Source organism: Salinisphaera sp. (assembly GCF_035690525.1).
Classification (GTDB): Bacteria; Pseudomonadota; Gammaproteobacteria; order Nevskiales; family Salinisphaeraceae; genus Salinisphaera.
In genome coordinates this window covers 1-24,691 of record NZ_DASSKM010000027.1, presented here as the reverse complement: position 1 = coordinate 24,691, position 24,691 = coordinate 1, and the positions used below count along the sequence as shown (strand labels likewise).

The following is a 24,691-nucleotide window of genomic DNA, read 5'->3' as shown; positions in this document are numbered from 1 at the left end:
TTTTCGGCCTGGCGGATCACTTTTTTCGGCACGCCGGCGAGCGCGGCGACCTGTAGGCCGAAGCTGCGCGAGGCCGGGCCCGGCCGGATCGCATGCAGGAACGCCAGCTTTTGCCGGCCGTCGGCATCGGCGTAGTCCGCGACCTCGAAATGCGCGTTCTTCGCGGCCGGCCACTCGGCCGCGATCCGCGTCAGTTCGAAGTAGTGGGTCGCGAACAGCGTATAGGCGCGGTTATGGGTCGCCAGCCGCTCGGCCACGGCGCGCGCGAGCGCCAGTCCGTCGTAGGTCGAGGTGCCGCGCCCGATCTCGTCCAGCAGGACCAGCGAATGCGCGCTCGCGTGATGCAGGATCTGGGCGGTCTCGCTCATCTCGACCATGAATGTCGACTGCCCGGCCGACAGATTGTCGCCGGCGCCGATTCGCGTGAAGATACGATCCAGCGGGCCGATCGTGGCCGAATCGGCCGGCACGAACGAGCCGATGTGCGCCATCAGCACGATCAGCGCGGTCTGGCGCATGTAGGTCGATTTGCCGCCCATGTTCGGCCCGGTGATGAGCAGCACACGGGTGTCGTCGTCCAGTTGGGTGTCGTTGGCCACGAACGGCGCGTCCGAGAAGCGCTCGACCACCGGATGGCGGCCGCCGCTGATATGGACGCCGGGCGTGTCGGTAAGCCGGGGCGCGACCCAGCGATAGTCGACCGCGCAACGCGCCAGCCCGGCGAGCACGTCCAGGCGGGCCAGGCCGTCGGCGATCGACTGCAGGCGCGGCATGTGCCCGGCCAGCGTCTCGACCAGTTCGGCGTAGAGCTGTTTTTCCCGCGCCAGGGCACGCTCGCGCGCGGACAGCGCTTTGTCCTCGAAGGATTTCAGCTCGGGCGTGATATAGCGCTCGACGGCCTTGAGCGTCTGCCGGCGCTGATAGTCGATCGGTGCTTTTTCCGAATGCGCGCGGCCCATCTCGATGTAGTAGCCGTGTACGCGGTTGTAGCCGACCTTGAGCGTGTCCACGCCGGTGCGCTCGCGCTCGCGCGTTTCCAGTTCGGCCAGATAACCGTCGGCGCCCGCCGACAGCGCGCGCAGCTCGTCCAGCGTGGCATCGAAGCGGTCGGCGATCACGCCGCCGTCGCGCACCACGACCGGCGGCGTATCGATGATGGCGCGTGCCAGCAGACCGGCCAGGTCGTCGGCCGGATCGAGCGCGCTATCGATGCCGGCCAGCAGCGGCGCGTCGAGCCCGGCGAGTTCGTCTTTTAGCCCGGGCAGACCGGCCAGCGCGGCGGCCAGGCCCGACAGATCGCGCGGCCGGACGGTGCCCAGCGCGATACGGGTCGCGATACGCTCGACGTCCGCGATCGCGCGCAGCTTGTCGGCGATGGGCACATAGGCCCCGCGCATCAGCGTTTCGATCGCTTGGTGACGATGGGCCAGGGTGTTGAAGTGGCGGGTCGGTTCGGCCGCCCAGCGCCGCAGCGCGCGCGCACCCATCGCGGTCGCGCAGCGATCCAGCAGGCCGATAAGGCTGTGTTGCGTATCGCCGGTGGCACTCGCCTCGATTTCCAGATTGCGCCGCGTGGGGCCGTCCAGGATCAGGGTGTCGGTCACCGTATAGGTGCGCATCGAGGCGATATGGGCGAGCGCCACGCGCTGGGTGGTCTCGACGTAATCGATCAGCGCGCCGGCCGCGGCGATCGCGCGCGGCAGATCGCCGCAGCCGAAGCCGTCGAGCTGGGCCACGCCGAAAAAGCCTTCCAGCTTGCGCCGCGCGGAGACGGCGTCGAACAGCCAGGTCGGACGCTCGGTACGCGCGGTGTCGGCGAGGTCGAAAGCCAACGCGGACTGGTCCGGGACCACGATCTCGCTCGGCGCCAGACGCGCCAGCTCGCTGTACAGGCCCGCTTCGTCGTCGACTTCGGTGACCGCAAGATCGCCTCTGGCGAGTTCCAGCGCGGCGATGCCGATCGCGCGCCTGGCCGGCGCCACGGCCACGATCAGGTTGGCGGTGCGCGCATCGAGCAGGGCGTCGTCGGTCACCGTGCCGGGGGTGACGACGCGCACCACCTCGCGTCGTACCGGGCCGTGGGAAGCACCCGGCGCCTCCATCTGCTCGCAGATCGCCACCGACTCGCCTCTGGCGATCAAGCGCGCCAGATACGACTCCGCCGCGTGGTAAGGCACACCGGCCATGGGGATCGACACGCCGGCCGATTCGCCGCGGGCGGTGAGTGTGATGTCGAGCAACTCGGCCGCGCGCTTGGCGTCGTCGAAGAACAACTCATAGAAATCGCCCATGCGATAGAACACCAGCATGTGCGGGTAATCGTCCTTGATCGCTAGATACTGGCGGATCATCGGCGTGTGCTGGGCGTGACGGTTCGCCGTGTCGCTCATGGGCGCTCTTTAGATGGATGCGTGGCGCGGGTAAACCATGAATTGTAGTCGTCCCGGTCCGGTTTCGCAGGAAACGACTGGCATAATGACGGCATGACAACGCTTGACGATCCCGACTGTGTCATCGTCGGGCTGATTGAACAGCCGGCCACGCGCGACTAGCGCGCCGGCGGCATGCCCCTGTCTGGCATGATTCGAGGCCACGACGCGGCGTCGTGCTGTGTAAACACGGTTAGGGCGAACTTAACGGACTTTGAGGAGACCGATGGCCAAGGATGCGGATAAAAACGCCGGCCTGTCCCGGGCCGGGAAGAACAGCGAAGCCGAGCGCCCGCTGGTCGTCGGCATCGGCGCCTCGGCCGGCGGACTGAATGCCTTCAAGACGTTTTTCGACCACATGCCGGCGGACAGCGGCATGGTCTTCGTGCTGGTGCAGCATCTCGCACCCGATCATCAAAGCATGCTCGCCGAACTGCTTGGCGCGCATACCCGCATGCCGATCCGCCAAGCCGAGGACGGTACCGCGGTGGCCGCCGATCATGTTTATACCATCGCGCCGGGTACGACCCTGACGATCCAAAACGGTCGTTTGTGCGTGGACGAACCCGGACAGGCGCGCGCCGAGCGCCGCCTGATCGACGCCTTCTTCTCGTCGCTGGCCGCCGACCAGGGCGAATACGCGGTGTGCATCGTGCTGTCCGGCTCCGGCAGCGACGGCACCACGGGCCTGAAGAGCGTCAAGGAATACGGCGGGTTCGCGCTGGCGCAGGCGGGTCTCGACGAGGGCGTGGGCAGTAGCATGCCGGCGAGCGCGACCGCCACCGGGCTGGTGGATTTCTGTATTTCGATCGCGGACATGCCGGCCAAGCTCGCCGAATATGCGCGCCATCTGAGCGCGGTCGCCCCTGACAAGGACGCCGACGGCAACCGCCGTGACGCCGCCGAGCATCTGAGGACCATCAGCGCCATTCTTTATGAGCAATTGGGCCACGATTTCGGCCAGTACAAGCAAAGCACGTTGACCCGCCGTGTGCAGCGACGCATGCAGGTGCTGCAAGTCGACACCATGGCCGCGTACGTCGGCCGTTTGCGCGCCGAGCCCGAGGAGCAGCGTCTGTTGTTCAACGACCTGCTGATCGGCGTAACCCAGTTTTTTCGCGACCCAATGGCTTGGCAAAGTCTGGAAAATACGGTGCTGCCGTCTCTACTGGAGCACAAGCCGGCCGGCGAGCAACTGCGGGTGTGGGTACCCGGCTGCGGCGCCGGCGACGAAGTGTATTCGATGGCGATTCTGATCACGGAAGCACTGGAAGCCCATCGCAGCAAGCGCGAAGCGCAGATCTTCGGCACCGACATCGACGAGCGCGCGGTCGAAACCGCGCGCACCGGGCGCTACGCCAAGCCGCCGGCCGGGCTCTCGGAGGCGCGTCGTGCGCGCTTTTTCACCCAGGAAGACGATGGCGCCTGGCGACCCAGTAAAAAAATTCGCGGAATGTGTGTTTTCGCGCCGCACAGCGTCATCAAGGACCCGCCGTTTTCACGTCTGGATCTGATCTCCTGCCGCAATCTGCTGATTTACATGGACAGCGTGCTTCAGGATCAAGTGCTGCGTCGGCTACATTACGGGCTCAAGCCCGGCGGCTGGCTGTTTCTCGGCAGTGCCGAGGGCGTCTCGCGCCACGATGATCTGTTCGAAACCGTGGAAAAGAAGCACCGGCTGTTCAGACGCCGCGAGACGGGCGCCGCCGAGATTCCCGATTTCACATCTCCGGTGTCGCGCGAGCCGCGCCGGCACGATCATCCGCCCGAACGGGCGACCAAGCCCGCGGCGGGCGGCCGTATCGCGCGCGCCGCCCTCGGCGTGATGGAAAAACACGCCATGCCGTACGTGGTCGTGGACGCGGATTTTCGGATCGTGCACTTCTCCGGCGGCCCGCTGACCCGCTTTCTGGCCCCGGCGGCCGGCGAAGCGCGCTTCGATCTGTTCGCGATGCTCAAACGGCCGCTACGCCAAGTGGCGCGCGCCGTCCTGACCGAGGCGTTTTCCGGTGGCGAGCCGGCAAAACATCCAAACGTGCCGTTTAGAATCGAAGGGCGGCCGGCGGCGGCCAACTTGATCGCCGAGCCTTTTAATACCAGTGGCTACGGTGGCGGCGACACGAGACTGTGCGTGCTGGCCTTTCAAGAGACGCCGGCCGGCGGCGATGAGAGCGCGGAACCGCCGGCCGACGGTCGCGACACGGCTCTCGAACACGAACTCAAGGTCACCAAAGCCCAGCTCAACACCGCGATTCGCGAACTGGAAACCTCCAACGAGGAGATGCGCTCGGCCAACGAGGAATATCAATCGGTCAATGAAGAGTTGCAGTCCACCAACGAAGAGCTGGAAACCTCGAAGGAAGAGATGCAGTCGGTCAACGAGGAACTGCAGACCGTCAACAGCGAACTGAGCCACAAGAACGACGAACTCATTCGAACCAACAGCGACCTGCGCAACCTGTTGGAGTCCACCCAGATCGCCACCCTGTTTCTCGATCGGGCCCTGAACGTGCGTAACTTCACGCCGGCGGTGCGGGATCTGTTTCATCTGCGCGACGGTGATACCGGCCGGCCGGTCACGGAAATCGTCAGCCGGCTCGACTATGACGACATAAAGCGCGATGCCGACAAGGTGCTGCGTGAACTCACCATGGTCGAGCGCGAGCTGGAAATCAGCGACACGGACAGGCGCGCGTATATCATGCGCATCCGTCCGTATCGCACGGTCAGCGACGTTATCGACGGCGTGGTACTGACGTTTACCGACATTACCGAGCGCAAGCGCGGCGAGGCGGCATTGCGGGCCAGCGAGGAACGTCTGCAACGGGCCCTGGAAATCGAAACCGTCGGCGTGCTGTTCTCGGACCCGCAGTTCCGGCTTACTGAGGTGAACGATGCATTTTTAAAAATGAGCGGCTTCTCGCGCGACGAGGCGCTGGGCAAAACCTGGCAGCAGCTCACGCCGCCCGACTTTCACGAGAACTCGAACCGGGCCGAAGCCGAACTGCGCGACCACGGTTATATCACCCCTTACGAGAAACAGTATTACCGCAAGGACGGCTCGCGCGGGTGGGGCCATTTCGCGGCCCGCATGATCGGAGAGGAGGCCGTCGAGTTCGTCATCGACATCACCGCGCGCAAGCAGGCCGAAGCGCATCGCGAACTGCTCATGCACGAGCTTTCGCACCGGGTCAAAAACACGCTGGCGACTGTGCAATCGTTGATGACGCAGTCGCGAGACGGCGCGGCCGGTGTTGGCGACTTCATCGCCCGGTTCGGTGCGCGGCTGCGGGCTCTGTCCAGCACCCACGATCTGCTGACCGAAAACCATTGGCGCGGCACCGATCTGCGCGACATCGTGGACATAGAGCTTATGCCTTACATGCGCGACGACCACCCGCAGTGGACGCTGCGCGGCGAGTCGGTGCCGATCGGGTCGAAGACGGCGGTCGCGCTCGGTCTGGCGTTTCATGAGCTGGCCACCAACGCCGCTAAATACGGTGCGTTGTCCGTGGCCGAAGGCCGCATCGAGGTGAGTTGGGCGATGGAACCGGTTGATGGTGCGCAGAGGCTGTGCCTCGACTGGACCGAGCACGGCGGTCCGTCGCCCGAACAACCCGAACGCGAAGGCTTCGGCCTGCGCCTGATCCGCGACGGGCTGGCGCACGAGCTCGACGCCGAGATCACCGTCACTTTTGCCGAACAAGGCCTACGCTGCGACATGCGCGTACCGTTGGACGCCGACGGCGAAGGAGGACGATTATGACAAACAGCACCGAACACGCGTCACCGCTCGCGGGTCTGCGTATTCTGCTGGTTGAGGACGAGATGGCGCTCGCGATGGCGCTGGAGACACTCCTGAAAACGATGGAAGCGCGGGCGCTCAAGGCCGCCAGGGTGGAAAAAGCGCTCACACTGATCGAGCGCGAACCGCTCGACGGCGCGCTTGTCGACATCAATCTGGGCGGCACGCCGGGCTATCCCGTCGCCGCCGAGCTGGATCGCCGCGGCATCCCGTTCGTGTTCATGACCGGCTATCACCAAAGCGCCATCGCCGAGCCGTGGCGCGACCGGCCGGTGCTGTCCAAACCCTTCGACGACGCCCAACTCGAACGGGTCGCCGCCACGACTTTCAGGTGCTGATGCGCGTTCCCGGAACGCGATCGTAGACCCGCCGCTCGCGTTAACGGCGGCGTAGGCCCCGGAGCCCATCTATCCGGCTGCTTTGTAGATACTTGTATCTTAAAATGATGTGAAGGGTATGGCTGGATGCGTGGCGCGGGCGGCCATGAATTGCAGTTGTCCCGACCCGGTTTCGCAGGACACGCTGGCATAATGACGACATGACCGCGCTCTACGATCCCGACCGCGCCATCACCGATCTGGTCGAACAATTGGCCACGTTGTTGCCGGCGCGCGACCAGCGCTTGGCCACGGCGGAATCGTGTACCGGCGGCCTGATCGCGGCCGCCTGCACCGACGTGGCCGGTAGCTCGGCCTGGTTCGAGCGCGGCTACGTGACGTATTCCAACGAGGCCAAACAGGCCGATCTCGGCGTGCCCGCGGCGATGCTGGCCGATCATGGCGCGGTGAGCGAGCCGGTAGTGGCGGCCATGACGCGCGGTGCGCTGGCGGCTTCGCCAATGGCCGACTGGGCGGTTGCCGTCTCCGGCGTGGCCGGGCCGGGTGGGGGCAGCGAAATCAAGCCGGTCGGGACCGTGTACATCGGCTGGCAGGCACGCGGCGCCGAATCCGTGGTCGTTCGCTATCACTTCGATGGTGATCGCAGCGGCATCCGGCGGGCGGCCGTGCTGGCCGCGCTGGTCGGTCTACGCGAGCGCGTCGACGTCTCCTGAGCGTTGCCGTGATCGGCGCCGACGCGCGACAGCGGCTGTTCTTCGCCCTCTGGCCGCCGATTGAGGCCGCCGAATCCATGGCGCGCATCGCGCGCACGCCGGGCATGGCCGGGACGCCCGTCGCGCGCGACAAGCTGCACGTCACGCTGGCCTTTCACGGCGCTTGCGACATGGCCGGGCGCGACGCTCTGATCGCTCGCGCCGAGCGGGTGAGAATGCCGTCGATGGCGCTGGCGTTCGATCGCCTGGGCGGTGTCGCCAAAGCGCGTCTGCGCTGGCTCGAACTGTCCCATCCGCCGCCTGGGTTGCTCGAATTGGCCGCGTTTCTTCGCGGCCCGGGTCTTGATCGACACCGGTTCGTACCGCATATCACGTTGTGCCGAAAGGCGGAAACCGAGGCCGCTTGCGCGCTTGCGCCGATCGCTTGGCGGGCGACCGAATTCGTGCTCGCCGAAAGCGGCGCCCACGGCGTGGCCGGCGAGTACCGCACGATCGCCCGCTGGCCGCTCGGCGGTGCCGGTGGCCCCGGTTCAAATATGGAATAATGCGGCCGATACCCGGCCATGTACCGTGCGCTTTGCTTTTCGCAAGACTTCGCACCCCACTGAACGGACCCGAGCACTATGGATGAAGATCGCAAGAAAGCACTCGCCGCCGCGCTGAGCCAGATCGAACGCCAGTTCGGCAAGGGTTCGGTGATGCGCATGGGCGACGTCGACAATTCCAACGTCGCCTCGATTTCCAGCGGCTCGCTCACGCTGGACATCGCGCTCGGCATCGGCGGCTATCCGCGCGGCCGCGTGGTGGAAATCTACGGCCCGGAATCCTCGGGCAAGACCACGCTTACCCTGCAGGCGATCGCCGAGGCCCAGAAGGCCGGCGGCACCGCGGCGTTCATCGACGCCGAGCATGCGCTGGACCCGACCTATGCCGAGGCGCTCGGCGTGGATATCGAAAACCTGCTGATTTCCCAGCCGGATACCGGCGAGCAGGCGCTGGAAATCGCGGATATGCTGGTGCGCTCGGCGGCGGTCGATATCGTGGTCGTGGATTCGGTGGCCGCGCTCACGCCCAAGGCCGAAATCGAGGGCGAGATGGGCGATTCCCACGTCGGCCTGCAGGCGCGGCTGATGAGCCAGGCGCTGCGCAAGCTGACCGCCAACATCAAGCGCACCGGCACCACGGTGATGTTCATCAACCAGATCCGCATGAAGATCGGGGTGATGTTCGGCTCGCCCGAGACCACCACCGGCGGCAACGCGCTCAAGTTCTATTCGTCCGTGCGGCTGGATATCCGCCGCATCGGCTCGATCAAGAAGGGCGACGAGGTGATCGGCAACGAAACCCGCGTGAAGGTCGTCAAAAACAAGATGGCGCCGCCGTTCCGCAAGGCCGAGTTCGAGATTCTCTACGGCGAGGGTTCCTCTAGAGAAGGCGAAATCATCGACTTGGGCGTGGCCAACAATCTGGTGGAAAAAGCCGGCTCCTGGTACTCCTACAACGGCGACCGCATCGGCCAAGGCAAGGACAACGCGCGCAACTTCCTCAAGGCCAATCCCGAAATCGCGCGCAACATCGAAACAACCTTGCGCGAGAAATTGCTGCCCAAGAAGAAGCGTAAGGGCGAGGAGGCCGAGGCCGAGACCGCCGAAGCCGAGGGCGACGGCGACCTGCTCGGCAGCGCGCGGCAGGGCGGCAAATCCTGATCGGGTCGGATGACGCCGACGCCGAGCGCCTGGCGGTCCGCAAGCGCGCGATGGATCTGCTCGCCCGGCGCGAGCACGCCCGGGCGGAGTTGATAACCAAACTGGCCAAGCGCGGGCACGCCGCCGCCGATATCGAGGCCGTGCTCGACGAACTGGCGGGCCAGGGGCTGCAATCGGACGCCCGCTACGCCGAAGCGGCGGTGGCGAACAAGTCGCGGCGCGGTATCGGTCCGGTGCGGATCGCGGCCGAGTTGCGTTCGGCCGGTGTCGACGCGGTCGTCATCGACGCGGCCCTGGCCGAGGCCGAAATCGATTGGAACGCGTTGGCCGAGGCAGCGCGTCGCAAGCGCTTCGGCGACGATCCGCCGGACGATTTTCCGACCAAGGCGAAGCAGATGCGCTTTCTGCAGCGGCGCGGCTTCGACGCGGATCAGCTCGCCGCGGCTTTCGACGAATAGAAGGCGAGAACGTACGGCCCGGCGTTGAGTGCAAGCCCGCATATCGCCGCCGCGGCCGGCGATGGCATCATCGATGGTACCGATCCTTGCAGGAGCCGCCATGAAGGTCACCGCTGAAATCTGTGTCATTCCGCTCGGCGCGGGGGTTTCCGTATCCCAATACATCGCCGCCTGCGGTCCGATCCTCGAAGCCGCGGGCTTGAAGCCGCAACTGCATGCCTACGGCACCAACGTGGAAGGCGAATGGGACGCTGTATTCGCGGCGTTCAAGGAATGCCACCAGACCATCCACGATCTGGGCGCGCCGCGCGTGCATACCTCGATCAAGGTCGGCACCCGGACCGATCGCGAGCAGACCAACGACGACAAGATCGCGGCCGTGCGCGGCCAGCCCTGAGCCGACCGCCCGCGCGGCTCGGCAGGGCCCGTGCGCGGTTTGCTAAACTGTCGGGCTGTTTGTCGAGGGTGTACCGGAGACGCGTCCATGATGACCACCAACGCGCTGCGTTCGCGTTTCATCGAGTATTTCAAGGCCAACGCGCATCGTTTCGTGGCTTCGTCGAGCCTGGTGCCGGCATCCGATCCGACCCTGCTTTTCACCAACGCGGGCATGGTGCCGTTCAAGGACGTGTTTCTCGGCCGTGACCCGCGCGACTATCAGCGCGCGGTTTCGTCCCAGCGCTGCGTGCGCGCCGGCGGCAAGCATAACGATCTGGAGAACGTCGGCTATACCGCGCGCCACCATACGTTCTTCGAGATGCTGGGCAACTTCAGCTTCGGGGATTACTTCAAGCGCGAAGCGATCCGATTCGCCTGGGAGTTTTTGACCGTCGAGCTGGAACTGCCCGCCGAAAAGCTCTGGGTCACGGTCTACGAAGACGACGCCGAGGCCGAAGCCGTTTGGCGCGAAGAGATCGGCATCCCGGACGCGCGCCTGGCGCGCATCGGCGCCAAGGACAACTTCTGGCAGATGGGCGATACCGGCCCCTGCGGCCCGTGCTCGGAGATTTTCTACGATCACGGTGAGCACATCCGGGGCGGGCCGCCCGGCACGCCCGAGGAAGACGGCGATCGTTTCGTCGAGATCTGGAATCTCGTATTCATGCAGTACGACCGCCAACCCGACGGCGCCATGATCGAGCTGCCCAAGCCCTCGATCGACACCGGCATGGGTCTGGAGCGTATCGCCGCGGTCATGCAGGGCACGCACGACAACTACGGCATCGATGTCTTTGTCACGCTGATGGCGGCGGCCGCGCAAGCCGTCGGCATTACCGGTGAGCCGCGCGAGGACCAGTTGCCGTCGCTCAAAGTCGTGGCCGACCATATCCGGGCGACCGCGTTTCTGATCGCCGATGGCGTGATGCCGTCCAACGAAGGCCGCGGCTACGTGTTGCGCCGGATCATGCGCCGCGCCATCCGCCACGGCTACAAGCTCGGGGCCGACGGCGCCTTTTTCTACAAGCTCGTCGCGCCGCTCAACGAACTGATGGGTGAGGCCTATCCGGAATTGAACGACGCCCGCCAACAGATCGAGCGGGTGGTCGAGCAGGAAGAGCAGCGTTTTTCCGAAACGCTCACCCAAGGCATGAAGATCCTCGAGGACGCCATCGCCGGCATGTCCGGCGCCGAGATACCGGGCGAGACCGTGTTCAAGCTCTACGATACCTACGGTTTTCCGGTGGATTTGACCAACGATGTCGCCCGCGAGCGTGATCTCGCGCTGGATATGGCCGGTTTCGAGCGCTCAATGTCCGCCCAGCGCGAGCGCGCGCGGGCGGCCAGCCAGTTCGGCGCGGATTATCATGCCCAGCTCGACGATATCGGCGCGGCGACCGAGTTCCTGGGCTACGAGGCGGTCGAGGCCCCGGCCGAGGTTGTGTCGTTGCTCGTCGATGGCGAGCCGGTCGGGTCGATCGATATCGGCGGGCAGGGCGTGGTGGTGTTGGACCGCACGCCGTTCTACGGTGAATCGGGCGGTCAACTCGGCGACACCGGCACGATCGTCGGCGCGGGTTTTACTTTCGTCGTCACCGACACCCAGAAGCAAAACGGCGTGTTCCTGCACCTCGGGCGCGCTGAAGGCGGCGCCGTGACCCCGGGCGCGGCGGTAACGGCCGCGGTGGATGTGGCGCGTCGGCGCGATATCGAGCTCAATCACACCGCGACCCATCTGCTGCACGCCGCGCTGCGCGATGTGCTGGGCACGCATGTGCGCCAAAAGGGTTCGCTGGTCGCGCCCGATCGCCTGCGCTTCGATTTCTCGCACTTCGAGGCGGTCACGCCCGAACAGCTCGCGAGCATCGAGGCCCAGGTCAACGAGCGAATCCGCGAGAACATCGAAGGCCAGATTTACGAGCGCTCCTACGATGAAGCCGTGGCCGAGGGCGCGATGGCGTTCTTCGGCGAAAAATACGGCGCGGTGGTGCGCGTGGTGCGCTTCGGCGATTATTCGGTGGAGCTGTGCGGCGGCACGCACGCCCCGACGACCGGCGCGCTCGGTTTCGTCAAGATCACCGAAGAGCGGGGCGTATCGGCCGGCAATCGGCGCCTGGAAGCAGTGTCCGGCAGCCACGCGCTGGCCTGGATTCAGGCCGTGCTGGATCGCCAGGCGCGGCTGGTCGGCCGGCTCAAGGCCGCACCGGGCGAGCTGGAAGACAAGCTCGATCGCGTCCTGGAACGGGTATCCGGGCTGGAAAAACAGCTCGAAACCGCGAACCAGAAACTGGCGACGAGTCAGGGCGCGGATCTGGCGGCCTCGGCGGTGAACATCGGCGGCGCGCAACTGGTGGTCAAGCGCATGGACGGCGCGGATCGCAAGGCCCTGCGCGAAACCGTCGACGCGCTCAAGAACAAGCTCGACAACGCGATCGTGGTGCTCGGCGCGGCCGAGGGCGATAAAGTCGCGCTGATCGCCGGAGTGTCCAAGACCCAGGCCGACAAGATCCCGGCCGGCGCGTTGGTCAATCACGTCGCCGGTCAGGTCGGCGGCAAGGGCGGCGGGCGTGCGGACATGGCCCAGGCGGGCGGCAGCGAACCGGAAAAACTCGACGCCGCGCTGGCCAGCGTCGCGGACTGGGTCGACGAGCGCCTGTCCGCAAGCACTTCTTAAACGTGCGAATACGTACTGAAATCGATGCACCGACGGCCGCGGCCGCTCAAGGACGAGGAAAGACGAATCCATGGCACTGATTGTCCAGAAATACGGCGGCTCTTCGGTTGGCACGGTCGACAAGATCAAGCGCATCGCCGAGAAGATCAAAGGCTATCGCGACGCCGGCGATCAGGTGGTGGTGGTGGTTTCCGCCATGGGCGGCGAGACCGACCGTCTGACCGAGTTGGCCGACGAGCTGTCCGGGCGCCCGGTGGCCCGCGAAATGGACGTGCTGCTGTCCACCGGCGAACAGGTCACGATCGCGCTGCTGTCGATGGCGCTATCGCATATCGGCGTGCGCGCCCGTTCGTTCACCGGCTGGCAGGTGCCGATCGTCTCCGACGGGTTTCACTCGAAGGCCCGGATCGAGCAGATCGAAGACGCCAACCTGCGCGCCGCCCTCGATTCGGGCCAGGTCGCGGTGGTCGCCGGTTTCCAGGGCATCACCGGCGACGGCTCGATCTCGACGCTGGGCCGTGGCGGCTCCGATACCACGGCCGTCGCCCTGGCGGCCGCGCTCAAGGCCGACGAGTGCCAGATCTATACCGACGTCGACGGCGTCTACACCACCGACCCGCGCGTGGTCTCCGGCGCCCGCCGGCTCGATAAGATCACGTTCGAGGAAATGCTCGAGATGGCCAGTCTCGGGTCGAAGGTGCTGCAGATCCGCGCGGTGGAATTCGCCGGCAAGTACGGCGTGCCGCTGCGCGTTCTGTCCACTTTCGAGGAAGGCCCTGGCACGCTGATCACCCTGGAGGAATACGTGGAAGAACCGATTATTTCCGGCATCGCCTTTACCGAGGACGAGTCGCAGCTCACCGTGCTCGGCGTGCCCGACCGGCCCGGCATCGCCTATTCGCTGCTCGGCCCGATCGGCGAGGCGAATATCGAAGTCGACATGATCCTGCAGAATGTCTCCGGTGATTCGTCGAGCGACTACACGCTCACCGACTTCACCTTCACCGTGCACCGGCGCGATTACGAGACCGCCAAGGCACTATTGGAAAAGGCCGCGCCCGGCCTGGGCGCGCGCGAAGTCACCGGCACGCCGGACGTGTGCAAGGTCTCGCTGGTCGGCGTGGGCATGCGCTCGCACGCCAATGTGGCGGCGCGCATGTTCAAGGTGCTGGCGGACGAGAACATCAATATCCGCATGATCTCCACCACCGAGATCAAGATCTCGATCGTGGTCGAGAACAAATATCTCGAACTCGCCGTGCGCGCGCTGCACGACGAATTCGAACTCGACGAAGAGCCGAAAAAAGTCGAATCCGAACTCACGCCGACGGCGGATCAATAGTACGATAGCGGTCCGCCACGGGTTTTGCTGTGGCGGTATCGCGGGAAGTTGGCGCCCGTTAGTACAAAATGCCAAAAAGGGTTTACCCGGGGCCGACGAATCGCTATCATGCGCAGCCTCGATTGATCGCGGATGCATCGCAGGTTGCTTCATTCGAAAGTCGCTTTGTTCGACGAATCGACGCAAAGGGCTGTATAAAACACGAAGCCTTCGCGTTGAACGAGACAGCGGATTTTGGAGAGGTGGCCGAGTGGTCGAAGGCGCTCCCCTGCTAAGGGAGTAAGGGGTTGATAGCCCCTTCGAGGGTTCGAATCCCTCCCTCTCCGCCAAACAAGAGTCAAGCGCCCGTAGCTCAGTTGGATAGAGCGTGCGGCTACGAACCGCAAGGTCGGGAGTTCGAATCTCTCCGGGCGCACCAAAAGAAGAAAGACCAGAAGCCGACGGCTTCTGGTTTTTTTTTGCGCGCTAACAATCTCTTGGCGCCTCTAGCGACTCTGTTTATCTAGAACGAGTCACTTGATGTTCGCCGTTCCTCAGCGTACTCCTTTAAGCGCCGGGCCCTGTGCGGGCCAATCCAGGGCCAGTTCGAGCAACAGCTTGCCGCGCGTTATGCGCTCAACGACCGTAAGGCTATGGGCCTCGTGCCGCACTGCTCGCTGACTCTACTCAGGAACTCGCTGCATTAATTCCTCAATCTCGCACCCGAAATAAGCGCATAACCGATCGACGTTATCGGTACCCGTGTTGTAACCACGCTCGTTGGCGATCTTGGAGAGGGTAGCTCTATGGATAGCAGTTTCCTTGGCCACCTCCGCCAGCGTAATTACCCGTCCTTCTTGGAATTCTTTTTCGGCGAGCAGTTCTTTGACCTTAAAGCGGATCACACTTAACGCTCCATACGTCGCGCAAACGCGACAAAAGGTGTTGACAAGCGACACACGATGCGTAATATGACCACCATGCGTCGCGTTAACGCGACGTAAGGCGGTTCTAAGCAACGTATGGAGCTTAACATGAACAATACTTACCTCACGACCGAAGCGTTGGCGGAACGAATCCACTATGACGTGCGAACGATTCGCGACCGGTTGAAAGACTCGGTGCTCATCGAGGGCAAGCATTACTTCAGGCCGTTTGGTGGCCGGAAGATCTTATACATCTGGGAGGCGATCGAGCGCGATATGCGGAAGCCGCAATCCCAGGTTGAATCAACGCCAATTGCAGCGGGAGCGCATGACGCAATCCACGTCACAGAGGATGCGCGAGAAGCCTCGCGTCATGCCGTAAGCCGTGGCATCCCGATGGCTGGTGGGGGGGTCTGCAATGGTTAACGTCAGAAATCGTGAAGACACCGGCAAGTTGTTTTTTGACTTCAAATATCTAGGCGTGCGGTGCCGTGAATACACGGCGCTTGATGATACGAAGGCGAACCGCAAGCGCATGAAGGTTGTCGCGGAGAAGATGGACGCCGAAATAACTCTCGGTACTTTCGAATACCGCCGATACTTCCCGGGCAGTAGGCGAGCTGATCGCTTCGATAACGACACCTCGGACTCGTCGGCGAGCGATCGGGCCGCCACGCCTCTTTTCAAAGACTTCGCCGACACCTGGTGGCGCGAGAACGAGATCCGCTGGCGTCGCAACACGCAGCTGGGTAATCGAGCGGTCCTGAACCGTCATCTATTGCCCGCATTCGGTGATTGGCCTGTAGCGAAGATCACCAAGGCGGACATACTGGCCTTCCGAGCCGAAGTCGCCCAGTGCGCGGGCCGTTCCGGCAATGCGACGCTATCGCCCAAGACCATCAACAACTTGATGGGCATCCTGAACATGATCATGACCGAGGCGGCCGATCGCTTCGAATTCCCGAATCCGGTTCAGAACATCAAGCGCCTGCGGCTGCAGCGCAAGGATATCCAGCCGTTCTCGCTGGATGAGGTTCGGCTGATCCTGGATACCGTCCGGAGTGACTACAAGCCGTACTACACCCTACGATTCTTCACCGGCATGCGAACCGGCGAGCTGCACGGCCTCAAATGGTCGCGGATCGATTGGGAGGCGCGTCAAATCCTCGTCCGGGAAACCGTCGACAAGGGCGTCGTGGACTACACCAAGACCGATGGCTCCCAGCGAGAGATCGCCATGTCATCGGTCGTTTACGACGCCCTGCGGGCCCAGTTCGAGGTTACGGGGAAGGGCGAGTACGTTTTCACCACCCGAGATGGTACGCCGCTCGATACCACCAATGTCACGCAGCGGGTCTGGTATCCGCTGCTGCGGTATCTGGAACTCGCGCCAAGGCGGCCGTACCACTGCCGGCATACCGCCGCGACGCTCTGGCTGGCGGCCGGCGAGAATCCCGAATGGATCGCGCGTCAGATGGGGCATACGACCACTGAGATGCTGTTCCGAGTCTATTCTCGCTATGTTCCCAATCTCACGCGCAGGGATGGCAGCGCCTTCGACCGTTTCGTAACGAATGCGATCAACGGTGGGATCGGAAAGGAGGAGCAGTCATGACATCCATTTCGTGTCTTGCCACCCAGTCCGGGGCAGTGGTTTCTGGGCTCTTCCGGCTCATATCCGTCAAACGCTCCCCAACGACAGAGCGAGACAACCGAGCGCGTGTCACCATCGCCGATGCCACCGGCTTCGCGATCTGCGACGTGTCGCTCAGTTACAAGGGCTTTCTAAGTCTGACCGATATCCGAACGCGCTTCGTGCAAGTCGAAGGTCGCGTTCTCATGACGCCAAGCGACGTCGTCCATATCGATACGCATCGTATCGAAAAGGTCGCGCGGGCCGATCGTCCGAGCTGGCATCTTCTATCGCGCACATGGGTGCCCGCGGAGAGTATGGCGGCATTTGATCGGTTGACCGCGCTACTGGATCGTTTGACGGATCCTCATGTTCGCGCGCTAGCCCATCGGCTCTTCATATCTCAGCAGATCGCTGAACCATTCCTTTGTGTTCCCGCGAGCCGTTCACACCACCACGCCGGCATCGGTGGACTGCTCATACACAGCGTCGAATGCGCCGAGATGGCCGAATCGCTGTCGCGGTACGTCTTGCCAACTCATGAACGCGATCTCGCCGTGATGGGCGCGTTGCTGCACGACCTGGCCAAAATCCGGATCATGAAATCCGGCCAGGTCGGCCGGCACGCCATCTACGGCGTGACCCAGGAAGCACTGAACCTTGAGGTGCTAGCCCCATTCCTGAAACGCCTCGATCGCGAGTGGCCCGAGGGCGGGGCAGGGCTCCGAGAGATCCTAGCGCCCACGTATCGCGGCGCCAGTTCGTCACCGCTATTGGTCACCGATCTGGTTCGTTACATGGATCGACTGAGCGCAGGCGCTGAGATTCGAGCCCAACGGTTCAGAGGAGCGCCGGCATGGCGGCACTGCGTGAAGACGGAGCAGGGCGCGCTGATAAAGCGCATTCTGCCGGCCGCGGGTATTAAAAAGCCTCGAGGTTTCGCTGTGAGCACCGGCTGCGATCAAGCATACGACGAGTTTTGGGGTTTGGCGTTTGACGATCCACCGACGATCAAACTGTTCGATCATGTCCAGCTAAAAAAAGCCCACGAGGCTGAATCGACCAACGCCGGGCGACGTGACGCGCTGAGTCGATTACTCAAAAGCGGAGAACATCGGCGCTTGGCGACTGCCACGTCTGACATGATGGACTCGCTAGACGCGCTACAGCGCCGCCAACCGAACTGCATCAAGGTGATTGCCAACGTGCGTCGTCAGGTTGCGCTCAGCCTACTGGCGGACTCACGTGTACTGCGATGGTCGCCGCAGCTCCTTGATGGCCCGCCGGGGATCGGCAAAACCTATTTCGCGCGCTCACTTGCTGAGGCTTTAGGCGTGCCGTTGTTCGTGGTGGATTGCTCATCCGTTACCGCAAGCTTCGTTCTCGGCGGCAATAGTCCGAGTTGGGCCGGCAGTCGGCCGGGGAAGATCGTCGAGGCGCTGTGGGACAGTTCGGTTGGTAACCCAATCATCTTGCTCGATGAGGTAGACAAGCTACGGGGCGATCTTCGGTTTGACGGATATGGTCCGCTGTATCAATTGCTCGAAGAGGACACGGCGAGGCTCTTCGAGGATGAACACATCGGCGTACCCATCGATGCCTCACGGATCCTTTGGTTCGCGACATCAAACCATCTTCATATGTTGCCGGAACCCATCAGATCCCGGTTCGACACATTGACGATCGATACGCCACTGCCAAACCACATGAGCGCCATTACTCAGTCGGTATACGACGACCTCCTCGCAACTGAAAATGGTTGGGCGAAGCGGTTTTGTGCCACGCTGCCGACCGACGTCAAGCGTGTTCTATCCGGCGTCCCGCCGCGCGAGATCCGACGCGTGCTCACGAGTGTCATGGGGCAGGCGGCCTTAAGGCGGCTGAGCAATCGGAAAATACGAATCAGACTTGAGGACCTCGATATCGAGAAGACTGGGGCGAGTGCGGGGATCGGGTTTCTAGCGTGATTTGGAAGGACCGGACGGTGACGTGAACGTCCGGAACCGGCCAGAAGCGGACATGGTGTGCCTCGCGCCGGCGATTTCTCTATGTCGTGGCGTTACTCGATGGCGGGGGATGGTCGGCACTTGTAAGCCATTTTTCATTTTAGCCTTTATCCCGGCAACGCCCGTTGCCGGACTCGGTGTAGGCGATCTTGTTTTGGTTTGCCAGGTGGAATATGTTCGAGTTGAGCAAGTGCGCGGTATTGAGCCTAGCCCCGATATCCGACCCGCTCCCGAAAGTGCGGTGTGTTCCTATCGCCCGGACGAGTCGCGCAGTATGCTGGCAGCATGTCGATCGAGACGACCGCGCCTAAGAAGTTCCTGCTTCAGGACCTCGCCTGCATCGAAATGATGCTGCGCTTCGGCCAAGCCGGAAGTGCCGTCTTCACGATCGAGTCCGGCAACGAGGACGCCGACCTTTCCCTCGGCAGTGGCGCCGAAAGAGTCCACTACGAGGTGCAGGTCAAGGGCGCCGCGGGTGCGGTCGGAGTCGACGAGCTTGCGGGCTGGCTATTCCATTACCCCCGCCTCAGCGCTCACGATACAGCGCTCGAACGCTTGATCCGCGATCCAGCCCGGCGGTTCGTGCTCGTCGCGTCTGGTCGGTGTCGCGACTCGCTCATCCCCTTATTGGCTGAGGAAGGCTGGGTAGGCGAGGACCATGTTTGCGTCACGCTGAAACTCGCCCGCCTCGTTATAGACGCGTGGGGACGCGCTGACCCTGGCGGAAAGCCTGGATCGGACCTCCGCTGTCGTCGTCTTAAACACCGGCACGAAGTCGTCGCGAGAGGCTTCAGCGAGCCCGCGGTCGTGCAGGCGTTGCGCAGGGTCGTCTTGATAGAGCAGATGTCGCGGCCACGGCTAGAGGAGCGGATCTGCTCGGCTCTCGTACGACGTGGCCTGCCCTCCGATCGGTGCGCTGTGGTAACCGCCGGTCTACGCGGGGTAGTGGACGGTGCGCGGGGCACAGGGGCGGACGCCATGTCGGCGACTGAGGAGTACCTGCGCGCCGCGCTCCCTGGCTCGTTGCGGCCACGGGAATACCAATTGCGGGGAACGGAGTCCTTTCTGGCCGAAGAGTTGACGCATAAATCCCGCCTCCTCCTCTCCGGCATCGCGCGTTGCGGTAAGTCGACCGCCGCGCTGTGGCTCGCGTCAGCATTCGAGGAACAAGGCTTCGAGGTGCGCTGGACCGCGTCAGTCGAGGCGGCTGAGGCGTTCCTCGACGATCCGGCGCCTTCGCTGCGTCTCGCGGTGCTGGATGACCCGCTCGGCGGCGCGCACCCCGTTCCCAGGGCCGATGAGGCGCTCGCCCGGCTTGAGGCGCTGGTCCGCAGGGCGAAAGACGATCGGCGGCTCGTCGTGTCGCAAGGGCAGGAGCGGCTGCTGGCGACCGCGCGGCAGACCATGTTAAGCGCTGTAACCACGGGCGGCGCTGGGTGGCACGACCTTAGCGCGCCGTCAGTCTCGTTTCTCAAGTTGCTCTGGCGCCACGCGGCGGATCGGCACGGCTTTCCGGAAGGTCTGCGCGATGACTTAGGCGCGGCGCTTTCGTCGGGATCGCTTGAGCTGGGCGCAGGCGCTTTGGACTTCTTGGCTCGCCAGTCCGCTTCGCTTCCTGAGAATGCCACAGTCGAAGACGCCGTGAGGCACGCACGGATAGATGCTCGTACGCTCGGCGCCGCGCTGATAAATAAGGCCAAGTCGCCGAATTGCCTAACTGCGTTGCTGTTCGCCTCCGATGGCCCCCGGGCGGTTTACCCAGCCGAGCTGGCATTCGTCTTGGGAGCTGGCGGCGATGTGCTGCCGGGTCTGACCTTGCACATCGGCACCTCCATAACTTTCGGCGCCGAGCGGCGAGCGCCAAGGGCCTTTCCAGACTACGCGACTGCCCCCGCAACCGATCCCCAGACGCGAGCGGACCTGAACGACCTTGAGCGCCTAAATATCGTCGGATCCGGTCGTGCTGGCGAGGTAGCCTTCTCCCACCCCTTTTACCGGGAGGCGGTAGAGGCCGCCCTTCTTAATCCGATAGGCGGTGAGGCCGCCGAACTTATGGCGCTGCACCAGCGCGCGCTTTTCGCGCGTGAGAGCACGACATCGCGGGCGGCGGCCCGCAACCTCGATCTGTTGCTCCATCTTATGACTCCGCGGCCGGACGGTCGCAGGTTGGTATTCGACCGGGCGGTGGAGGGGCTGCGGGCCTACTTCCCGCCGACACGCGATCTCTGCTTCGATTTCCTGATGCGCCACATCGCCGAGGCATCGATGACGACCGGTCAACCTATTGTCGATTGGCTGCACCGGGTGACCCATATAAATCTTGAGGAGCTGCAGTGGCATGGTGGGGAGGCGACTCTTCCGATCGACGGCGAACTCAACGATGACAACATTTTACGAACGTATGGACCGAGGCCGCGCAGGTCAGAGGTGAAATCGACGCTGGAGTGCCTGGATGGCGAAGGGCTGCTTCCGTCACCAGAGGACGCTGCTAGGGCGCTGAGACACCTAGCTCGATTCCCGGGTCTTATGACCCAGATGCAAGCTGAGCGCCTGCTGTCCTATGAGGAGGGGGTCATCCGTGGGGCCGCCGCGCGATGCTGGCTATCCAAGCCACGTGTCGATGACGCGCCTTTGCTTGGTCGGCTGGCGCGTGATCGCCATCCACTGGTCGCGGTTGGTTGCCTTGAAGGTATCCTGCAGTCGCTGCCGTACTGCGCCGCCCATCGGCGCGGCGAATTAGCCTTGCTGCTGGTGCGGGAGGGTCGCGTACCGGCCCTCGCGCTCGCGCTGATGGACCGTCTAACGGTTTTCGAGCGCGGGTCCCACGCCGACCATCGGGTGGCCTGGCGGCTGTTCGCGCCGGTTATGGCCACCGCGATGCGCAACCTTCCGGCTCAGACGAGTTTTGACACGGCTCGGCTCTACAATGTCATGTATGAGGGACGTCGGCACCTTCGGCCTCGGGGTGTCGCGATGGTCGCCCGCGGGTGGATCGGTTGGATCCTCCACGCCTCTGCCGCTGGCCTTTACCTAGGAAGCTTCGCGACCGGCGTCGTGTCGGTCCTCGTGGCCGGAACGCGGACGGCTCCGTTCGCGCGAGGCGATTTGATCGCCACCGTTCTCGGCGTGGAAGGGACTGGGGCGCTTCTGCGCCTACTCGCCGACGCCGTCGATGAGTGGGATTGGCTGCGCGAGGACGAGCGCGAGGTGGTGACCGAGGCGATCACGGCACCGGCGCGCGACGCCACCTGGCGGCGGGCAGTGGCGCTCACCCGGCGCCAGGTCCCGCTCGCGCTGCAGGCCGCGCTGATGCCGGTCGACTCTACACTTGAAGATTCGGCTGCCGACATCGTTTTCCGGCTACCAACGCCGCTGCTCGAGGCGTGCCTCGCTGTGCATTGCGCCAATCCTGGGCGGCTTCACGACGTCTCCCTGCGAGACCGCAGTTCGGTGTGGGAGGAGGTGGTGGCTTATATCGCCGTGCGCGGCACACAGCCATTGCTCGGCATTGTTTTCGGGCATGTTGCTAACGAACACGACGATCAAAAGGTAACCACGATGGTCGCTGCCGGGATGCACGAAGACCCCGAGGCAACTTTCCGGCTGCTGATGGCAGAGACCATGCATCGCGATCTCGTGCATCTCGCTGGAGCCTGGCAGTACCTACTCGGTCATGCCCCGTCCGATGTGGATCGCGAGCGTTGGCTCGACGAAGTCCGCGAGGCGGCTAGCCGAATTTTTGAACAGCGCGGTGACGTGGAACAGTTGTTTCCAGAGCCTCAGCTCGCTGAAGAGATTCGCAACTGGCTGGAGGAGGACGCGCTCTTTGAATTGATCACTTCAGCTTTGCTGCAGCATTCCGGACCGTTGAATACTGAGCTGCGCGATAACGCCTTCGCTCTTTTTGAGCAGATGCTTGTCAAGACGCCGCCGCGTATCCTAGGCACCGTCGACGACGTGTTCGGTGTATTGCGGCAGCGATACGACCTGACGCCCACGCTGGAGGAGGCCGTTCGGGCCAGGCGCGAGGCGATCATTGAGGCACGCTGGGAGATAGGTCGCCGATGGAACGCGGAGCGCGATCCGAGAAACTGGGTCGAACCTGGTTCGGAACGTTCGATCTAGCCGGCCTCAAATGCTTCGGGTTCGCACGAGGGGCCGGCGCTAGAGCACGGCGCACTATCTCGGCATCGATGACCATGATGCGCTCGAGATATCCGAACAGACAGAGATTTAACTGCCATACGTGCCGGACGACAACCCCGCGCGGTTCGCCCGGCACGTGTGCGTATCGGCCAGAAGCCGACCTCATGACCATCGATTGGGCTAGCTTTCTATCACTCCAGATGGGGCGCTATTCGATGGTGAAGTCTGGCCGAAAGATCCCGGCCGTTGAGGCCGGGACCAGAGCCAGATTGCGGGCGAAGGACTCCATCGGCTAGCGCAGAATCATTCGCCTTCGGCCATACCAGACCATTCTCGGGCAATGTCGCCCCAATCTACGTCCCTTTCGCGTTCTCCGGTCCACACTGCCCAATAATCAGGATCGTCGGATTTTGGACGCTGGGTATAGGATAGCTCGCGCACCTCCACTAAGACTGGAAGCGGCGTTGCCCACCCTAAGAGAATGGCCTGCCTCGATGGTAGGCTAGGCAGATCCCTAAGCATGCCCCCAACGTTGTCAGGTACCAGACGACGCACCAAGTCTTGGTCGCTATCGTTGACTATCCGGTGCAGGAGGAAAGTATTGCACTGAGCAAGCACAGTCGGAGATAGCTCATATGGTCTTTGAGATGAGAGCACCATGCCGACACCAAACTTGCGGCCCTCTCTTGCAATTCGTTCGAACGCCTCTCGGCACAATCGTGCTGGTGTAGGTAAGCTCTCTTCGCCTTCACGACCACGTCTAACAAAGGTATGAGCTTCCTCCAGCACTAACGCAGTGGGTAAGGATTTTCCATCACCTCGTTGTTTTTGATAACGCTGACAAGCTTCGAATACTAGCCGGCCGAATACTGCGACTAGAGTATGGGTAGCCTCAGACGGCACCATTGAAAGATCAATGATAGCCACGTTGCCATTTTCGGCGCTGTTCTGTCCTATATTGCCATTCAACCAGTCTTCTAAGGAAACATCCCCTGGTGTAATGACTGGTCGCAGCGAGGGCGTCGACGTCATGCTCCGGATACGGAGAGTAAGAAACGCGATGAAGTTCGCTATGTTCGCGTTGGAGCCACTGTTCGCCGCCAGGTCATCGATATAGTCTGCAAACCGCTCAACTTCAAAGGGCACGGGGGCATCCTCGCTTCCCTCAAATTCGTTGTTTTGAGTTGGGAAGTAGCCTTGCGCTTCGACCATTAGGTCGCTTATAGGCTGAAAGTCTGCGTACGAGAAGTTGCTATAGTACGGGCTATGAGGATTCTTGCGATTTGGGCTGGATCGCATTTGAACTAGTTCGTCTACGTGATCGGCTACAGCCGCGATTTTAGAATGTTGTTCTCCGCTTATCTTTTCCGACACGGTTCGCAAGCTAGCAACCATGCCTGCGAGCATTTCGCCTGTATCCTTGTTGCCGGGAAAGCCTGTATAAGACTCTCCAGTTGTATCAGCGATAAGTGCGTTAATTCGTACTGAGTAGAGGTTTAGCAAGCGCGCCACAGTGGCATCTACCGGCTCGCGTATGCTGCGCCCTGCCCGTAAGTGTCTTAAAGCCGTGTTGAGTAATGGACGTTGGGCCCCTGGCTGTGCTTGCGATACGGCTGCCCATTCGTGACTGTTCCAAAGCCACGCTGGTATATGGAGCGGGTTATTTTCGTCCCCCGGCCGAAATACTCTAACCTCATCAAAGTCTTGGAAGGCCTTGCTGTATTCGCCGTTTGGATCGAGAATGATGAAACGCGCGTTCGGTCGCTTGTCGCGTTCTGCGGCAAGCCTCGCTTCTTGAGCCGCCTCCAAAGACCAACGTACAAGGCCAGCGACGGAACAAGACTTCCCACTGCCGGTGTTTCCAAGTACTGCAAGATGGCGGCCGAAAATCTTGTCTGGATCGACCATGATCGGCGCGTTGGCAGCCGCCGGTGATTCACCGATCTGAACACGCCTATCTTCGTCCGTTGCGCCTACGATCGCGGTAATTTGATCCGGGGTCGGGATTAGTACTTGATCGCCAACTGAGGGAAAGGCGATAACGCCACGTTCTAATCTGAGTGAAGTGGTACCTGATAATCGATGCTTGCTGGTTACC

16 protein-coding genes and 2 tRNA genes are annotated in these 24,691 nt (G+C 62.9%); 15 read left to right on the top strand and 3 right to left on the bottom strand.

Annotated elements, in window-relative coordinates; all coding sequences use genetic code 11:
- On the bottom strand, positions 1-2,390 hold a 2,390-nt coding region (gene mutS, locus VFJ08_RS01790; RefSeq protein ID WP_324994540.1), incomplete at its 3' end, for a DNA mismatch repair protein MutS.
- A 265-nt stretch (positions 2,391-2,655) separates the two neighbouring features.
- Here mutS and VFJ08_RS01785 point away from each other — a divergent pair.
- From VFJ08_RS01785 to VFJ08_RS01735, 11 genes are all read left to right on the top strand, one after another.
- Positions 2,656-6,195, top strand: a complete 3,540-nt coding sequence (locus VFJ08_RS01785; RefSeq protein WP_324994538.1) for a CheR family methyltransferase — start codon at positions 2,656-2,658, stop codon at positions 6,193-6,195.
- Positions 6,192-6,572, top strand: coding sequence for a response regulator (locus VFJ08_RS01780; RefSeq protein ID WP_324994536.1), 381 nt, complete (start codon positions 6,192-6,194; stop codon positions 6,570-6,572). The genes VFJ08_RS01785 and VFJ08_RS01780 overlap by 4 nt, the downstream gene beginning before the upstream one ends.
- A 200-nt stretch (positions 6,573-6,772) precedes the next feature.
- Positions 6,773-7,285 (top strand): CinA family protein, encoded by a 513-nt coding sequence (locus VFJ08_RS01775; RefSeq protein WP_324994534.1) that lies wholly within the window; start codon positions 6,773-6,775, stop codon positions 7,283-7,285.
- Between the two features lie 8 nt (positions 7,286-7,293).
- Positions 7,294-7,830: a 2'-5' RNA ligase family protein gene (locus VFJ08_RS01770; RefSeq protein ID WP_324994532.1), complete on the top strand. Its 537-nt coding sequence runs from the start codon at positions 7,294-7,296 to the stop codon at positions 7,828-7,830.
- A 78-nt stretch (positions 7,831-7,908) separates the two neighbouring features.
- Positions 7,909-8,991 (top strand): recombinase RecA, encoded by a 1,083-nt coding sequence (gene recA, locus VFJ08_RS01765; protein ID WP_324994530.1) that lies wholly within the window; start codon positions 7,909-7,911, stop codon positions 8,989-8,991.
- A gap of 50 nt (positions 8,992-9,041) precedes the next feature.
- Positions 9,042-9,449, top strand: a complete 408-nt coding sequence (locus tag VFJ08_RS01760) for a regulatory protein RecX (protein WP_324994528.1) — start codon at positions 9,042-9,044, stop codon at positions 9,447-9,449.
- 100 nt (positions 9,450-9,549) lie between these two features.
- Positions 9,550-9,846: an MTH1187 family thiamine-binding protein gene (locus VFJ08_RS01755; RefSeq protein WP_324994526.1), complete on the top strand. Its 297-nt coding sequence runs from the start codon at positions 9,550-9,552 to the stop codon at positions 9,844-9,846.
- 87 nt (positions 9,847-9,933) lie between these two features.
- Complete coding sequence (gene alaS / locus VFJ08_RS01750; RefSeq protein ID WP_324994524.1) at positions 9,934-12,561, top strand: alanine--tRNA ligase; 2,628 nt, start codon at positions 9,934-9,936, stop codon at positions 12,559-12,561.
- Positions 12,562-12,631: 70 nt separating this feature from the next.
- Entirely contained in the window at positions 12,632-13,903 is a 1,272-nt protein-coding gene (locus VFJ08_RS01745; protein ID WP_324994522.1) for an aspartate kinase, read from the top strand.
- Positions 13,904-14,139: 236 nt separating this feature from the next.
- A tRNA-Ser gene (locus VFJ08_RS01740) sits at positions 14,140-14,232 on the top strand.
- Positions 14,233-14,244: 12 nt separating this feature from the next.
- A tRNA-Arg gene (locus VFJ08_RS01735) sits at positions 14,245-14,321 on the top strand.
- Positions 14,322-14,565: 244 nt separating this feature from the next.
- On the opposite strand, the gene VFJ08_RS01730 is transcribed toward VFJ08_RS01735, so the two are convergent.
- Positions 14,566-14,787 (bottom strand): helix-turn-helix transcriptional regulator, encoded by a 222-nt coding sequence (locus tag VFJ08_RS01730; protein WP_324994520.1) that lies wholly within the window; start codon positions 14,785-14,787, stop codon positions 14,566-14,568.
- A 129-nt stretch (positions 14,788-14,916) separates the two neighbouring features.
- On the opposite strand from VFJ08_RS01730, the gene VFJ08_RS01725 reads away from it, so the two are divergent.
- The 4 genes from VFJ08_RS01725 to VFJ08_RS01710 all read left to right on the top strand — a co-directional run bounded on the left by VFJ08_RS01725 (position 14,917) and on the right by VFJ08_RS01710 (position 22,572).
- The gene (locus VFJ08_RS01725) at positions 14,917-15,234 is read left to right on the top strand and encodes a hypothetical protein (RefSeq protein ID WP_324994542.1); all 318 of its coding nucleotides are present in this window, start codon (positions 14,917-14,919) and stop codon (positions 15,232-15,234) included.
- Complete coding sequence (locus tag VFJ08_RS01720) at positions 15,227-16,423, top strand: Arm DNA-binding domain-containing protein (protein ID WP_324994518.1); 1,197 nt, start codon at positions 15,227-15,229, stop codon at positions 16,421-16,423. Before VFJ08_RS01725 ends, VFJ08_RS01720 begins: the two co-directional genes overlap by 8 nt.
- Positions 16,420-18,408: an AAA family ATPase gene (locus tag VFJ08_RS01715; RefSeq protein WP_324994516.1), complete on the top strand. Its 1,989-nt coding sequence runs from the start codon at positions 16,420-16,422 to the stop codon at positions 18,406-18,408. Before VFJ08_RS01720 ends, VFJ08_RS01715 begins: the two co-directional genes overlap by 4 nt.
- A gap of 324 nt (positions 18,409-18,732) precedes the next feature.
- The gene (locus VFJ08_RS01710) at positions 18,733-22,572 is read left to right on the top strand and encodes a hypothetical protein (RefSeq protein ID WP_324994514.1); all 3,840 of its coding nucleotides are present in this window, start codon (positions 18,733-18,735) and stop codon (positions 22,570-22,572) included.
- A 324-nt stretch (positions 22,573-22,896) separates the two neighbouring features.
- Here the strand turns inward: VFJ08_RS01710 and VFJ08_RS01705 are convergent.
- A partial coding sequence (locus tag VFJ08_RS01705) for an ATP-binding protein (protein WP_324994512.1) occupies positions 22,897-24,691 on the bottom strand: 1,795 nt, incomplete at its 5' end.